This is a genomic window from Halalkalibacter sp. HAAS-P013, from assembly GCF_056619925.1.
Map to the genome: position 1 here is coordinate 186113 of NZ_JBWQTU010000006.1, position 14400 is coordinate 200512.

Consider the following 14400-nt stretch of genomic DNA (forward strand, 5'->3'; position numbering starts at 1 on the left):
GAGGGGTCTGACCCCGCTTTACCTCTTCACAGCGTAATGGTAGAGGGCATTGAAAAAGGTAAAAACCACACCTTTTTCAGTGTCCTTGTAATGGTATACCGAGGGGTCTGACCCCAAATGCTCACTTTCTATACAAAAAAGAGCAACCCATTTTGGTTGCTCTTTCATGGTGTTCGTTTGCTTTTATTTGACTAAATCACCGACAAACTTCGGTAGAGCGAAGGCAGCTTTGTGCAGATCCTTCGTGTAGTATTTCGTTTCAATGTTATGGAAGCGGCTGTCCTCTACTTCGAGTGGATCGTACTTTTTCGATGCAATTGTAAATGTCCACAAACCGCTTGGGTATGTTGGAATATTGGCCGTATACAAACGGGTAATCGGGAAGATTTCTTTTACATCTCTAAATACCTTTGTAATGAGTTCACTATGGAACCAAGGATTGTCCGTTTGTGCAACAAATATACCTTCTTCTTTCAAGGCTTTTGAGATTCCTTCATAGAACCCTTTTTCAAAAAGCTTCACAGCTGGTCCAACTGGCTCCGTAGAATCGACCATAATGACATCATACTCATTCTCTGACTTTGCAATGTGCATGAAGCCATCATCCACTTGAACATCGACACGAGGATCATCAAGTGGTCCTGCAATCGTTGGTAAGTATTTTTTCGAGTACTCAATAACCTTGCCGTCAATTTCTACAAGCGTCGCCTTCTCAACTGATGGGTGCTTAAGGATTTCACGGATGACTCCACCATCTCCTCCTCCGACTACTAACACATCTTTCGGATTCGGGTGCGTGAACAATGGAACGTGTGCAACCATTTCATGATAAACAAACTCATCCTTCTCAGTCGTCATAACCATCCCATCAAGAACGAGCATATTGCCGAATTCTTCGGTTTCAATCATATCAAGCTTTTGAAAATCAGTTTGTTCTGTATGATGAGTTTGCTTAATTTTAGCCGTAATCCCAAAGTGCTCTGTTTGTTTCTCTGTATACCATAATTCCATTTGTGTCACCTCATAAATTCCTTACTTATCATTTATAGGTTCTTCCAATTATGTACGTTCTACTCATACCAAATGAAAGTATAAAGCAATGGACAAAAAAAGCAAGGAAAACTTATCCATTTTCCCATGTTTAAAAAAGGTGCTTTTTACCAATGATGAATAAATGAGCGAACAGCATAACAAAGGCATTCGTTCGCTACTAGCCATTATAAAAAATCTTACTAAGAACGGGGTGACGTAATGGAAGTCGTCATTGACCGACGAGTACGCCGGAGAAGGCGCTTAGTCCGTTTATTTTTTCGTCTTTTATTAATATGTTTAGTTTTGGCAGCTGGGGCCGCTGTCTCTCTTTTATCGTATACAAAGATGCAAGGTCCTCCCCCTTTAAACGTGTCTCAAACAACTGTTTTTTATGGGGCAGACAATTCACCTATAGGTCAGCACCATCAAGGTGAAAACCGACATTGGGTCGGTTTATCATCTATTGATAATGATATTATTAACGCAACGATTTCGATTGAGGATAGACGCTTTTATAATCACCTTGGATTTGACCTTACCCGGATTGGAGGCGCTGTCGTTGCAAACCTTCGTTCAAGGTCTATGGCTCAAGGAGCGAGCACACTCACGCAGCAATATGCTAGAAACCTTTATTTAAGTCATGATAAAACATGGGTACGAAAGTGGAACGAGTTGCTTTATTCACTCCGGCTAGAAATGAACTATGATAAAGATCAAATTCTAGAGGGGTACTTAAATACCGTTTATTATGGGCACGGGGCTTACGGGGTCGAAGCTGCATCTCACCATTATTTTGGGAAATCGGCAAATGATCTCACTCTAGCTGAGGCAAGTATGTTATCTGGTATTCCAAAAGGACCTAGCTATTATTCGCCTTTAACCGACTTTGATCGAGCGAAACGACGCCAAGCAGTAGTACTGCAATCGATGGTCGACAATGGCGTATTAACTCAAGTGGAAGCAGATGAAGCTCATGCTGAGCCTTTAGATTTCGTCCATGATGAACTTAATAGTGCCTCAACAGTAGGACCTTACTTCCAAGCCGCTGTTGAAAAAATTTTAATTCAAGACGTCGGCATCGACCCAGCTTTACTCGAAGCCGGTGGACTCAAAGTGTATACAACCCTTGACCCTGACATGCAAAAAGAGGCTGAGTATTGGGTCGAACGTGAAATGCCTGACTCCGAACTACAAACTGCCCTTGTTGCCATGGATCCTCGGACGGGTGATGTAAAGGCACTTGTTGGTGGAAAAGATTATGTTAAGAGCCCGTTTAACCGCGCGATCGATGCGAGAAGACATCCGGGTTCATCGTTTAAACCATTCCTCTACTATGCAGCTCTTGAAAATGGATTTACACCTGCTTCAACACTCATGAGTGAGGAAACGACGTTTGAGATTGAAGGCGGACAGCCTTGGTCACCTAGTAATTTTAATGATAACTATGCTAAGGATTTTATTACGCTGCTTCAGGCTATGGCTTTTTCAGATAATATATATGCTGTGAAAACCCACCTGTATTTAGGAACAGACAAAGCTGGAGAGCTTGCCCACCGAGTTGGAATCGAAAGTCCTTTAGGCGAGGGCGCCACTTTAGCGCTAGGTGCTTCCGATGTTGGGGTTGCGGAAATGGCCAGAGCCTACAGTGCCTTTGCAAATGGAGGAAAGAAAGTGGAGCCTCGCTTTATTAAGAAAGTCATTGACGCAGAAGGCGATGTTCTCTATGAATCAAAGCCGCATCTTGAACAAGTTCTTGATCCAAAACTAGCTTTCGTTATAACAGATCTCATGAAAGGGATGTTTGATCCGTATTTAAATGCACATACATCTGTAACGGGGCGTTCTGTTTCCCATTTAATTAACCGCCCAGCAGCGGGTAAATCGGGTTCTACAAGACGCGATAGCTGGATGGTTGGTTATACACCACAGCTCGTTACAAGCGTCTGGGTCGGCTACGATAGTGAGACAAATTTGAATCAAGCAACAGATGGGCAATACGCGAAAAAGATTTGGGCTAATTTTACTGAACATGCCCTAAGCGATCAAGAAGCAGTTGACTTCCCGATTCCTGATGGTGTGGTCGGTGTTGAAATGAACCCACAAAACGGACTACTTGCAACTGAGGACTGTCCTACACATCGTGTCACATACTTTGTCGAAGGCACCGAGCCGACTAAGGAATGTCCAAAACCAGCTTCCGACGGAGAGGAAGTGGATGCAATTGATGAGAAGTCTCTTGAAAAAGAGCGCTTTATTGATCGATTTTTTAGATGGTTCGGCCATTAAAAATCAAGCTTCCTCAAAAGCCAAGAACGGAGATGGGAATGGCTCCGTTCGCTACTCGCCTTGAGGAGAAATCCACTCCTCTCAAGGCTTTTAAAAAACATAGCGACTCCGCCCATTGCTTCGGGGGTATCCCACAAAGGTTAAAATCGTTCACCTTTGGGATACCCCCTTTATTTTATTTCATAATAAGAATTACGCCGAAAATGTAAAAAGGCGCAACGGGTGTCCAGTCCCTTGCGCCTTTTCGTATCCTAGTATAAATGTGCTGTTTATACTTCCTTCAGTTTACTCGTAATAATGGAAAAGCTCAAGAGTCGCATTCAGTGTTCAAAAATCTTTCATAGTTATTCGAATTTAGGGGTTTACAAATGAATAATTATCTTTCTTTAAACCTCTAATGCTTCATGCAGCTCTTTTCCTGAGTTTACCCACATTTGTTCGTTGTGATTTTTTAAAAACTCAGCAAGAATTTTCTTCGATTTCTCGTCCATGTCATCAACAAGAATCTTTCCTTTTAATGATTTATCCATCTTATTTACGTGCTCAGGCAAACTCTTATAGCCACGTCTAATTTCAGTATCTACTGTCATTTCGCAGCCAGCTACACCCGCGTAATACGGCTTTCCTTCTTTATGATTAATCGTTACCCATACAAGCCAGTACAGCTTGCCATTTGGCACTTTCTCCTTATCAGGAAGAAATTTAATACGCTTTTCAACAGCCGAACGAGCATGTAAAGCCCCCATATCGACAAACGCTTCTCCTTCTGTTGGATCAACGAATATAGGTGACACGTTATCTAAGTTCATTGTACCAGCTCCATAGCCGCCGTGCCCGTCAGTTGAGTCATTGCTTAAAATGTTAAACGCGGTGCTTTTCTTCTTTTTCAGGTTATCATTATTTAACAAGTCCACTTCGTACACCTTCCTTTCAATGCCTTTGATCAAATTCTACACAAAACTACCCACTATATGCTAGTGTAAAGTAATATTCATTTGTGCATACGTGGCGATTTGTTAGATAAAATTGGGCGAATACATTTTTACTACTCTGTTCATTATATCTGCCATTTATCAACTTTTCGAATTAAATCTAACAAAAAACTCACCCCAAAAGAGTGAGTTAATCTATATTAAGACTTTAGCGTTCGCAGAAATTCAATAAACTCATAAGCTTGTACGATGTCTTCCTCAGTATAATTGGACTTCTTCTTTAGCGTAAAAACTTTCTCTTTCACTTCATCCCGAGTGAGTTCTTCAAAATACAAGAGCGTTGAAACGAGCTCTAAGAAACGTGAGCTTTGGCCGTTTAGTTTTCCAATAAGCTCCTCTGTCTGCGGCAAATCAAATTGATATAATTCCAAAAACTTCTGCCCTTCCTCTGAAAGAGCGTAGCGATATTGGTAGTAGTTGCCCTTATCCTCTTTGTTCTCTAAGAGGAAACCTAAGTTACATAACTCTTCCATCCGCAAGCTTAGTTCTTCTGAATAAGGTCCAAACATATGAAATTTAAAACGCTCTGAAAATGGCACGTCCATTTTTTTTGCGATATAAATCATCTTTTGCAGCTTCTTCCGTCCAACAACCTCACCAGCTTGCAAAAAAAGTGCCATCACATTTGCATGATCCTTCAGCAAAGCCTGTTCCCCCTTTATACATTCAATAATTCTCGAATCTTCTTCTTCACTTCTTTATGTTCACGCTCATCCTCTAAGTAATCAAGCGGAAAGTAGAGCTTATGATCAGTACGTTTCTTTCCAGATATCGCTTCAACAACATCTGATTCCCGCGACAGCTCGCGTAATTTCCCGTTTGGCATAATTAAATGAATCGGCAGGCGCTCTTCCTCTTCACCCGGACGGTAAAAGTCATACGGGAGGTCAGAAGATGAATCGACAACTAAATAGTAGTCAGGATTCAAATCCGCTTGGCGGAACAGATCTTGCAGCACAGGCCAATCATTCATGCGCAGATTTGGATTAAATTCGACATACTTAAATAATTTTCTATTACAGAATCTTACACAAAGATCACGCAAAATGCGATCCTCTTCTTCTTGCCAAATTTGAAAATAATAGAGAGTTATCGCCTCATCTAACCGTAAATAATCGTCCAAGCTCCCTTTTCCATCAAAAAAGGAGTAAAAATGATGCGGCTTATGCTTAAACTCATAACCTTGTTCATAAAGTTCCTTTGCACGCCAAAAAATTTTGCTTAAGATAACCTCGCCGCTTCGTGTGACCGGGTGGAAATACACTTGCCAATACATTTGATAACGACTCATAATGTAATCTTCAACCGCATGCATCCCGCTTTGCTTGATCGCAACTTGATCTTCCATCGGACGCATAACACGCAAAATTCGCTCCATATCAAAATGGCCATAGCTCACCCCAGTGTAATAAGCATCGCGCTGCAGGTAATCCATTCGATCAGCATCAATTTGACTTGAAATAATGCTTGTGACAAGTTTATTTGAATACGTCTTTTCAATGACATCCGCAACTGCCTGTGGGAACTCAGGACTTACATTAGAGAGCACTTCATTCACTTCGGTGTCTCCTAAAATAATTTGTCTTGTCCACTCCTCATGATCGGTAGCAAATACCTTTTCAAAGGAATGGGAAAAAGGCCCATGTCCGACATCATGCAAAAGCGCTGCTGAAAGCGTGAGGAGGCGCTCGTTTTCATTCCAATGTGGTCGGCCATGAAACACATCAAGGATCCGCTTTGTAATCTCATACACCCCTAACGAATGGTTAAAGCGCGTATGCTCAGCTCCATGAAACGTCATATATGTTGTACCTAGCTGTCTAACCCGACGCAAACGCTGAAATTCCTTCGTGCCAATTAAAGCCCAAATCAACTCATCCCGCACATGGATGTACCTATGTACTGGGTCTTTAAATACTTTCTCTTCTTCCAATTGACCGTAATAAGGTTTTGTCATATCCGTTCCTCTCGTTTTTCGGTAATAGTACCTCCATTATATAGGAAGAACGAGTTCATGTCAGGAGGGGTCAGACCCCTCGCCCTCGACAAACACATAAAAAAATCCCAGTTATCTGTTCAACTGGGATTTATTTTTTCACCTTTTTTATGACTTTTTCAATGAGTTGATCTTCATCTGGTGCTGCGACTGGACGATTGTTCACAAATGCAAACGACTTTTTTCTCCCTGGCCCACAATATGATTGACATTTTATATCGATTGTTGCTTCTGCATCAACTTTTTTCAAACGTGGGATAAGTGTTTTAATATTGGTCGCTTGGCATTCATCACAAATACGAAATTCATTTGCCATTTTACCTGACCCCTTCTATTGCTAGTATCTATATGTTCAACGAAATGATCTCTTTTTAAACCATGAACTAGTATAACATAAAGTTCTGTAGAAGCAATTGATTATTACCTTTAGCAAAATGTGTGAGGGGTACCATGTCATATGATAGCTTATGAAGAATTTGCTCTCCTTCTTTTATCCATACTAGAAAACCCGTGCTATAATAGAGGATATTTAACGAAATTATAGGAGATTCGCCCATGACTATATCTATCCCAACCATTTCAAATACTTGGCGTTTCTTGGACCATAGCACATTCGGTCCTAATTTTGACGCGCTCCAATCCTTTGCCTATGATGATACGCTTTGTACGTTCGTCGGTCAGCACCAAGGACTTCCTGCTGTTCGATCGTGGGTTCACCATCAAACGGTCGTCCTCGGTATCCAAGATAGCCGCTTGCCAGAAATTGACTCTGGTCGTACTTATTTAGAATCAAAAGGCTACCGCGTCATTGTTCGTAATTCTGGAGGTCTAGCTGTTGTCTTAGATGATGGCGTCTTAAACCTCTCGCTTATTCTAAAAGAAGAAAAGGGCTTCTCTATAGATGCTGGCTATGAGTTGATGTACGACCTTATTAAAAAAATGTTTGCCTCTTATGATGTGCAAATTGATGCTTATGAGATCGTTGGCTCATACTGTCCAGGGAGCTTTGACTTAAGCATTGGCGGAAAAAAATTCGCAGGAATCTCACAACGCCGCATCCGTGGAGGAATTGCTGTTCAAATTTACTTATGTGTATCAGGAAGCGGAAGCGCACGTGCACAGTTAATCAAACAGTTTTATCAGAAATCCGTAAATGGCCAGGAAACCAAGTTTGCTTATCCTATCATTAAACCTGAAACAATGGCTTCCTTAAACGAGCTTCTTGATCAGCAATTTACGATTTCAGACATCATGACAATCCTGCTAAGTACGATGCAAAGTGAAGGAGTCAAGTTTTCGGTTCAGCCCTTCTCAGCAGAAGAACAAAGTCTATTTTTGGAGAATTATGATCGAGTACTGGCTCGTAATGAGAAAGCGTTGAACCGTTAAAGAAAACGGGATGTCTCAAAAGGTTTTTGACCTTTTGAGACATCCCGTTTTGTGTATGTAAACACTACATTTTTCGCTAAAAACCTACATTTTTCGCAAAAAAAGGCCAGCATAGCCAGCCTTTTCATCATCTACTTATATTAACTTCTTAGCTCATTACCTTTTGATTAATTGCCTGCATCGCAGTAATTAGTGAAAGTTTGTATACATCAGATGCGTTACATCCGCGTGACAGGTCATTCACTGGTTTGTTTAACCCTTGAAGGATTGGGCCGATTGCATCGTAGCCACCAAGACGTTGCGCAATTTTGTACCCTAGGTTACCTGACTCAAGGCTTGGGAAAATGAAAACATTTGCTTGACCTTGAAGTGGTGAATCTGGTGCTTTCTTTTGTGCTACTGCAGGAACAAATGCTGCATCAAATTGAAACTCACCATCAATGACTAAGTCTGGTCTCGTTTTTTGCGCAAGTTTTGTTGCTTCAGACACTTTCTTTGTTTCAATCGAAGACGCTGAGCCTTTTGTTGAGAAGCTTAGCATCGCTACTTTTGGATCTAACCCGAACACTTTTGCCGTTTCAGCTGTCGCAATAGCAATTTCAGCTAATTCTTCACTGCTTGGAGCAATGTTGATGGCACAGTCACCGAAGACAAACTTTTGCTCTTCTTTTACCATGACGAATACTCCAGATGTACGCTTAATACCTGGTTGTGTCTTAATAATTTGCAGTGCTGGACGTACCGTATCCCCTGTTGAGTGTGCAGCTCCACTTACTAAACCGTCAGCTTTGCCAAGGTACACAAGCATTGTTCCGAAATAGTTTACATCAAGTAGTAACTTACGTGCTGACTCTTCAGTTTCTTTGCCCTTACGACGCTCAACAAATGCCTCTACCATTTCATCCATTCCATCATAATTATGAGGATCTAAAATCGTCACATCGTCTCCAAGTGCAATCCGGTTCTCAACTGCCTTTTCACGTACTTCTGACACATTACCAACTACAATTGGTGTAACTACTTTATCCTTTGCCAAATTTGCTGCAGCCTCTAAAATTCGTTCGTCCGTACCCTCTGGTAACACAATTATCGGGTTGTGTCTTTCCACCTGTGCTTTTATTTCTGAAAAAAGATTACTCACTATTGATTCCTCCTTAAAACTACGCTCTCTTCATTATATGATAAGAATACTCCTCTTGTATGCAAAAAGGAACCATATTTGTCAAGTTTACTAAAGTGTTAATTTTTTCAAAAAACAATTTGTTTTCGCTTACACACTTACTGCATTAGCATTTTTCGTCATTTCTAACATTACTTTTAGGATGACCAAAGGATTCTATGCTTATGTGTCGAATAGATATTACCAGAAAGTGAATGACTATTCATTTTAAGGGGGTTTTCATGGAGACATCTATTGTTTTATATGAAGTTGAAAATAAAGTCGCAATAATTACACTGAACCGTCCAGAGGTTAAGAACGCACTTAGCAAAGCCACACTCGATGAGTTATATACTTCGTTTATAAAAGCCAACGATGATGAACATGTAAAAGTGATTGTCGTACAAGGGACGGGGAACGCTTTTTCTGCTGGGGCTGACATAAAAAGCATACCATTAGAGAACTTGAAATCCTTTGATTACGGCACCTATTTAGATGAAACGTATAACCGTCTCATTCGCCGGATCGTCTCTATCCCAAAGCCGGTGATTGCTAATATTAATGGTATTGCTGTTGGTGCTGGATTAAGCATTGCTCTTGCTTGTGATTACCGAGTGGCAAATTCTAATGCAAAATTTGGACTAGGGTTCTTAAAAATTGGACTCGTTCCTGATGCGGGTGCTTCTTATTTCTTACCTCGCCTCATCGGGTTAAGCAAATCAATGGAATTAGCGTTAGGACAGATGATTTCAGCAGAGGAAGCGTTAAAAATGAATCTAGTTACCCAAATTGGGCAATTGGATCAGCTCATTTCCACATTAAGAAATGTTCCTCCGACGGCATTTGGATTAATGAAGCAAAATTTCCTAAGTAGCTTTGATCATCATTTAGAAGATGTATTGCAAATGGAAGTAAACGCCCAACGTCAAGCAGGGAAAACCAAGGAACATCAAGCAGCCATCACTCGTTTTTTAAAAAGGTAACCCTGTAAATGTGACTGCGATGAATCCCGGTTGCTTCTGGTTGTAACATGTTAGACACTTCTTCTCCCCTCAACTAGCTGTGTTCATGGCTTCCCTGTTTTAAATATGATATAGTATCGTTGATTACATATTTGAAACGATTTATGAATACAAAGGAGATGTTTTTGATGAGTGAAGCTGCAATTACATTAGATGGTTGGTATTGCCTGCATGATTTCCGCACGATTAATTGGCCGGCATGGAAAACAATCTCAACGGAAGAACGCGAGCAAATTTTAGCTGAATTCCATTCGATGATTGATAAATGGGAGCAAACGGAAGCAAACGAGCAAGGAAGTCACGCGATATACTCAATTGTTGGTCAAAAAGCAGACATTATGCTTATGATTCTTCGTCCGACAATGGAAGAATTAAATGAAATTGAAGCAGCATTTAACAAAAGCCGCTTAGCTGAATATACAATCCCTACCTACTCTTATGTATCTGTTGTAGAGTTAAGCAACTATATGGCAGGCGAAAGCGATGAGGACCCTTATCAAAATCCACACGTTCGTTCACGCCTTTACCCACAATTGCCAAAGGCAAACCATGTATGTTTCTATCCAATGGACAAGCGTCGTGATGGCGAGGATAACTGGTATATGCTTCCTATGGAAGACCGCCGCTCGCTTATGCGTAGTCACGGTATGATTGGACGCAGCTATGCTGGAAAAGTAAAACAAGTGATTACTGGATCGGTTGGCTTTGACGATTGGGAATGGGGCGTCACATTGTTTGCCGATGATGTTCTTCAATTTAAAAAACTTGTATATGAAATGCGCTTTGACGAAGTATCTGCTCGTTACGGTGAGTTTGGCTCTTTCTATGTTGGAAATATTCTTGCTCCTAGTCACCTATCTAGATTCTTTCACGTATAAATAGTAAATGACCACATCTGATGAAGATGTGGTTTTTTTATACTAAAATAGGACAAGAAAGCAAGTCTTGGCGGACATACTCACTAAAAAAACTTATGCATACGCCCCTTTTTTAAGTCATATAGTGAAGTAACTGCACCGCCTACGGCAAATCATCCTTTATTATTTTTGGATGCAGTTTTCGTTTATTATCTCTGACTAACATCTAAGAATGTCAACTTTGATAGGAGGTGAACGGATGGCTGTTATTAAAGCTAACTCTAATGATATTGATATGCTCGCGAGATTAATGCGAGCGGAAGCAGAAGGTGAAGGAGAGCTCGGAATGTTAATGGCAGGAAACACAATGGTGAATCGTACTAGAGTTCGTTGTCTAGATTTTGGTGGCGTCAATACGATTCCAGAGATGGCATTTCAATCTCCAGGTGGATTTGAAGCTGTTCAGAAAAGTTATTTTTATCAACATGCCCGGGAAAGAGATCGGCGTTTAGCTAGGCGAGTAGTGAACGGCGAACGATTCCACCCTGCAGAATTTTCTTTATGGTTTTTCCGTCCAGAGGGAGGATGTCCAGCACAGTGGTGGGGGCAATGGAACACAGGTCGTTACAAGTTACATTGCTTCTACCAACCATTGCATTCGGACTGTCCTGAAGTTTTCGGAACGTATTAATTCATCAAGAAGTTCTAAAACCAGCGTTTACTAAGGCAATGTTTATTATTGCTTGTCCGCAGTATCTAACTTTTTGTAACTGCACAGGAAAAATTTCCATTGACCATGATTATACTTAAAAAAGGGGCGATCTAAGTGTACCAACAACCATGGTATCCACAGCAACAAACCCAAGCGCAAGCCGGTTTTGATGGATTTGGCCATCAGCACCATCAACACCACCAGCCATTTCCACAGCAGCAACAACCAACCCAACAACCTGGGCATGGGCAATTTCCATTTATGCAGCAACAAGCGTTTCCACAGCAACAGCTGCAAGTACCTCCTATGCCGCCAGCGCAATTTCCAACTCCACCAGCTGAGCCAGGCATGCTGCCGCTTGAAATGTCTTTTATTGAAAATATTCTTCGCTTAAATCGTGGGAAAATTGGAACATTTTATTTTACTTATGAACAAAATGTAGAGTGGAACGCCAGAGTTTACCGTGGCCGCGTTGAAGAGGCAGGACGTGACCACATTATTTTAAGTGATCCAGAAACAGGCCAATGGTACTTACTTCTTATGGTTAATTTCGATTATGCTGTATTCGATGAAGAGCTTGAATATGACTATCCTTTCAACGACACACCACCGCTTGTAGCATTTCCGCCACGTCCGGATGGATCTGATTACTAAAAATAAGCTGTCTCAAAAGTTGAAACAGGGAGATGTTACTGACTCCGTGCGCTACTCGTTCTGAGAGAAGTAACTCAAGGCTTTTAAAAAGATGCAGCGACATCGTTCAATGCTTTTTGGGGTATCCTAATAGGTCAAAACAGACCTTTTGAGATACCCCTTTCCTCTTTATAACCCTCTTAAAACAGTTAAACCTAACAATACCCAGCCAACAATAAAAGCAAGTCCGCCAATTGGAGTGATCGCGCCAAGTTTCGTCACTCCCGTTAATGCCATCGCATAGAGACTCCCTGAGAAAAGCACAATACCAATTAGAAAACTCCAGCCTGCGCCATTTAAACCCGGTAACGGATATTTCAATGCAATAATCCCTACTGCAACAATCGCTAAACCATGAATCATGTGATACTGGACACCCGTTTGATAATTCTTCATCATACGCTCTGTTAATCTAGGTTCTAATCCATGTGCGCCAAACGCACCGATGATGACAGAAAGCCCCATAACAATACTACCAATTAATAAAAATAATTTTGCCACTGTATTCAACTCCTTTCCTTAAACCACTCAACCAAATCTTACCACAACTTTTACTGAAAATAGAGCAAGACAATTACAGGCGCTTTACGTGAAATTTCACGTTCCTTTTACTACAATAGAAAGAAAGGAGGTTTTTCATATGAGCTCTATCATCGTTCGTTCATATACCCTAGATGATTTTGAAGGATTATTAGATGTTCAAAAAGAAGCATTCCCTCCCCCATTTCCAGAGGACTTATGGTGGTCACGCGATCAAATTGAAGCTCATGTTACAACGTTCCCTGAAGGGGCTTTGCTTGCTGAACTAGACAACGTTGTCGTTGGCTCTGCTACCTCTCTCCTCATTGCCTATGACGGGAAGCCGCACACATGGGAAGAAGTGGCAGATGATGGCTACATACGAAAAAGCCATAACCCTGCAGGTGATAGCTTGTACGGAATTGATTTATGTGTAAGACCAAGCTATCGAGGAAAAGGCATTGCCGGCGCTCTATATGAAGCCCGAAAAGAAACCGTTAGAAAGCTTGGTCTAAAACGGTTCATGGCCGGCTGCCGCATTCCAAACTATCACGAATATGCAAAACACCTTGATGTAGACAGCTATGTAAAAGCTGTCGAAAAAGGAGAAATAAAAGATCTTGTCCTTACCTTTATGTTAAAGCAAGGCCTTCGTCCCCTCCAGGTGATGCCGAATTATCTAGAAGATGAAGAGTCACTTGATTATGCGGTGCTAGTCGAATGGAGAAATGACCAGCTTTAACAATGAAGCCATTGAAAAAGTCCTTTTTAGCAGATTCGAGGAAGCAGCAATGGCTCCACACGTTGCGCGCCTGCTATGAGAAACCCATTCATAACAGGCTTTAAGACAAAGCAACGGTTCCGCTCATTGCTTAAAGACCATTGAAAAAGGTCAAAACCATACCTTTTTCAGTGGTCTCGAAAACCACCCTTTTTCAGTCCCTTCTTTAAAAGTCGAGGATATTTCGATCCTTCTCTTCAATCTCACCGCCATTTTGAACAAGCGGCTTTGCGAAGCTGCTCGGTTGGGATGGTACGACATAGTCTTGCTGAGGTTGCTGAGGTGGTGTCGGCATTGGCACCTGTTTTCTAGCAGGCGTTGAGCCCTTTAATAGATGACAATAAGCTTCGATTACTGCTGATGCCTCACGAACAGTCGCCTGATCACCATCTGAGATTGCTTTTCTAAGCATTGTTACTTGAGATTCTATATGGTCGCAAATTTGGTTTGCAGGAATGTTCATTTATTTCTCCTCGCTTTTTAGATTTGATGATATGTAAGGCATAAAGAAAGGCTGTTTTCGCTTACTTTGTTGTTTTTAGGGGATACGTGTCCTTCACATGTTCGTTCCATTACGCTCCAGCCACTCGCTTTCCGCGGGGAGGTGTCGAGTGACTTCCTCTCCATTTCACTACTAGGAATACTATTTATATAGCAACAATCTTTACGAAAACAACCTAAAAAAAGGAAAGATCGACCTTTTTGCTTAATAGTGCGAACATCGTGTGCGCTGGCTTCTCTCGCCGTGCGCCTTACGAGAAACCCGCTCGTAAGGCTTAAAACATTACGGCGGCTCCGCTCAGCGCTTCGACATAAAGAAAAAAGGGAAGGTCGCCCTTTTCCTTAATAGTGCGAACATCGTGTGCGCTGGCTTCTCTCGCCGTGCGCCTTACGAGAAACCCGCTCGTAAGGCTTAAAACATTACGGCGGCTCCGCTCAGCGCTTCGACATAAAGAAAAAAG

The 14400-nt window shown here is 41.5% G+C and carries 16 protein-coding genes; 7 read left to right on the forward strand and 9 right to left on the reverse strand.

The genetic code is table 11. The features are described 5' to 3' along the window. Positions 1-183: 183 nt before the first annotated feature. Positions 184-1011, reverse strand: coding sequence for a spermidine synthase (gene speE, locus AC1FXP_RS11165; protein ID WP_480061333.1), 828 nt, complete (start codon positions 1009-1011; stop codon positions 184-186). 240 nt (positions 1012-1251) lie between these two features. Here speE and AC1FXP_RS11170 point away from each other — a divergent pair, with 240 nt between their 5' ends. Beyond that, positions 1252-3318 (forward strand): transglycosylase domain-containing protein, encoded by a 2067-nt coding sequence (locus tag AC1FXP_RS11170; protein ID WP_480061335.1) that lies wholly within the window; start codon positions 1252-1254, stop codon positions 3316-3318. A 386-nt stretch (positions 3319-3704) separates the two neighbouring features. Here AC1FXP_RS11170 and AC1FXP_RS11175 read toward each other — a convergent pair whose 3' ends face one another. From AC1FXP_RS11175 to AC1FXP_RS11190, 4 genes are all read right to left on the reverse strand, one after another. Next, positions 3705-4232 (reverse strand): YwhD family protein, encoded by a 528-nt coding sequence (locus tag AC1FXP_RS11175; RefSeq protein ID WP_480061337.1) that lies wholly within the window; start codon positions 4230-4232, stop codon positions 3705-3707. Positions 4233-4450: 218 nt separating this feature from the next. Next, on the reverse strand, positions 4451-4954 hold the full coding sequence (locus AC1FXP_RS11180; protein WP_480061339.1) for a YwgA family protein: 504 nt from the start codon (positions 4952-4954) through the stop codon (positions 4451-4453). A 14-nt stretch (positions 4955-4968) separates the two neighbouring features. Next, on the reverse strand, positions 4969-6267 hold the full coding sequence (locus tag AC1FXP_RS11185; protein ID WP_480061341.1) for an HD domain-containing protein: 1299 nt from the start codon (positions 6265-6267) through the stop codon (positions 4969-4971). Positions 6268-6397: 130 nt separating this feature from the next. Continuing rightward, the gene (locus AC1FXP_RS11190) at positions 6398-6622 is read right to left on the reverse strand and encodes a YuzB family protein (protein ID WP_480061343.1); all 225 of its coding nucleotides are present in this window, start codon (positions 6620-6622) and stop codon (positions 6398-6400) included. 239 nt (positions 6623-6861) lie between these two features. On the opposite strand from AC1FXP_RS11190, the gene lipL reads away from it, so the two are divergent. Continuing rightward, positions 6862-7695, forward strand: a complete 834-nt coding sequence (gene lipL, locus AC1FXP_RS11195) for an octanoyl-[GcvH]:protein N-octanoyltransferase (RefSeq protein WP_480061345.1) — start codon at positions 6862-6864, stop codon at positions 7693-7695. A 148-nt stretch (positions 7696-7843) separates the two neighbouring features. On the opposite strand, the gene pta is transcribed toward lipL, so the two are convergent. Beyond that, positions 7844-8836 (reverse strand): phosphate acetyltransferase, encoded by a 993-nt coding sequence (pta, locus tag AC1FXP_RS11200; protein ID WP_480061347.1) that lies wholly within the window; start codon positions 8834-8836, stop codon positions 7844-7846. Between the two features lie 260 nt (positions 8837-9096). Between pta and AC1FXP_RS11205 the strand changes: the two genes are divergently transcribed. The 4 genes from AC1FXP_RS11205 (at position 9097) to gerQ (ending at position 12099) form a co-directional block, all read left to right on the forward strand. Next, complete coding sequence (locus AC1FXP_RS11205) at positions 9097-9837, forward strand: enoyl-CoA hydratase/isomerase family protein (RefSeq protein WP_480061349.1); 741 nt, start codon at positions 9097-9099, stop codon at positions 9835-9837. A 167-nt stretch (positions 9838-10004) separates the two neighbouring features. Beyond that, the gene (gene hemQ, locus AC1FXP_RS11210) at positions 10005-10754 is read left to right on the forward strand and encodes a hydrogen peroxide-dependent heme synthase (RefSeq protein WP_480061351.1); all 750 of its coding nucleotides are present in this window, start codon (positions 10005-10007) and stop codon (positions 10752-10754) included. Between the two features lie 238 nt (positions 10755-10992). Beyond that, entirely contained in the window at positions 10993-11424 is a 432-nt protein-coding gene (locus AC1FXP_RS11215; RefSeq protein WP_480061353.1) for a cell wall hydrolase, read from the forward strand. A 135-nt stretch (positions 11425-11559) separates the two neighbouring features. Beyond that, positions 11560-12099, forward strand: coding sequence for a spore coat protein GerQ (gene gerQ / locus AC1FXP_RS11220; RefSeq protein ID WP_480061355.1), 540 nt, complete (start codon positions 11560-11562; stop codon positions 12097-12099). Positions 12100-12267: 168 nt separating this feature from the next. On the opposite strand, the gene AC1FXP_RS11225 is transcribed toward gerQ, so the two are convergent. Next, positions 12268-12639, reverse strand: coding sequence for a DUF423 domain-containing protein (locus AC1FXP_RS11225; protein WP_480061357.1), 372 nt, complete (start codon positions 12637-12639; stop codon positions 12268-12270). Positions 12640-12778: 139 nt separating this feature from the next. On the opposite strand from AC1FXP_RS11225, the gene AC1FXP_RS11230 reads away from it, so the two are divergent. Next, positions 12779-13399: a GNAT family N-acetyltransferase gene (locus AC1FXP_RS11230; RefSeq protein ID WP_480061359.1), complete on the forward strand. Its 621-nt coding sequence runs from the start codon at positions 12779-12781 to the stop codon at positions 13397-13399. 205 nt (positions 13400-13604) lie between these two features. Here the strand turns inward: AC1FXP_RS11230 and AC1FXP_RS11235 are convergent, their stop codons facing one another. After that, positions 13605-13901: a DUF5327 family protein gene (locus tag AC1FXP_RS11235; RefSeq protein ID WP_480061361.1), complete on the reverse strand. Its 297-nt coding sequence runs from the start codon at positions 13899-13901 to the stop codon at positions 13605-13607. Between the two features lie 313 nt (positions 13902-14214). Further along, positions 14215-14400: hypothetical protein (locus AC1FXP_RS11240; protein WP_480061363.1), on the reverse strand; the 186-nt coding region annotated here is incomplete at its 5' end.

Bases quoted from the DNA above. Each gene is read 5' to 3' on its own strand.
- AC1FXP_RS11185 (WP_480061341.1), bottom strand. From the start codon at position 6,267: ATGACAAAACCTTATTACGGTCAATTGGAAGAAGAGAAAGTATTTAAA.
- AC1FXP_RS11215 (WP_480061353.1), top strand. From the start codon at position 10,993: ATGGCTGTTATTAAAGCTAACTCTAATGATATTGATATGCTCGCGAGA.
- AC1FXP_RS11235 (WP_480061361.1), bottom strand. From the start codon at position 13,901: ATGAACATTCCTGCAAACCAAATTTGCGACCATATAGAATCTCAAGTA.
- AC1FXP_RS11190 (WP_480061343.1), bottom strand. From the start codon at position 6,622: ATGGCAAATGAATTTCGTATTTGTGATGAATGCCAAGCGACCAATATT.
- AC1FXP_RS11205 (WP_480061349.1), top strand. From the start codon at position 9,097: ATGGAGACATCTATTGTTTTATATGAAGTTGAAAATAAAGTCGCAATA.
- lipL (WP_480061345.1), top strand. From the start codon at position 6,862: ATGACTATATCTATCCCAACCATTTCAAATACTTGGCGTTTCTTGGAC.
- AC1FXP_RS11170 (WP_480061335.1), top strand. From the start codon at position 1,252: ATGGAAGTCGTCATTGACCGACGAGTACGCCGGAGAAGGCGCTTAGTC.
- AC1FXP_RS11230 (WP_480061359.1), top strand. From the start codon at position 12,779: ATGAGCTCTATCATCGTTCGTTCATATACCCTAGATGATTTTGAAGGA.
- speE (WP_480061333.1), bottom strand. From the start codon at position 1,011: ATGGAATTATGGTATACAGAGAAACAAACAGAGCACTTTGGGATTACG.
- hemQ (WP_480061351.1), top strand. From the start codon at position 10,005: ATGAGTGAAGCTGCAATTACATTAGATGGTTGGTATTGCCTGCATGAT.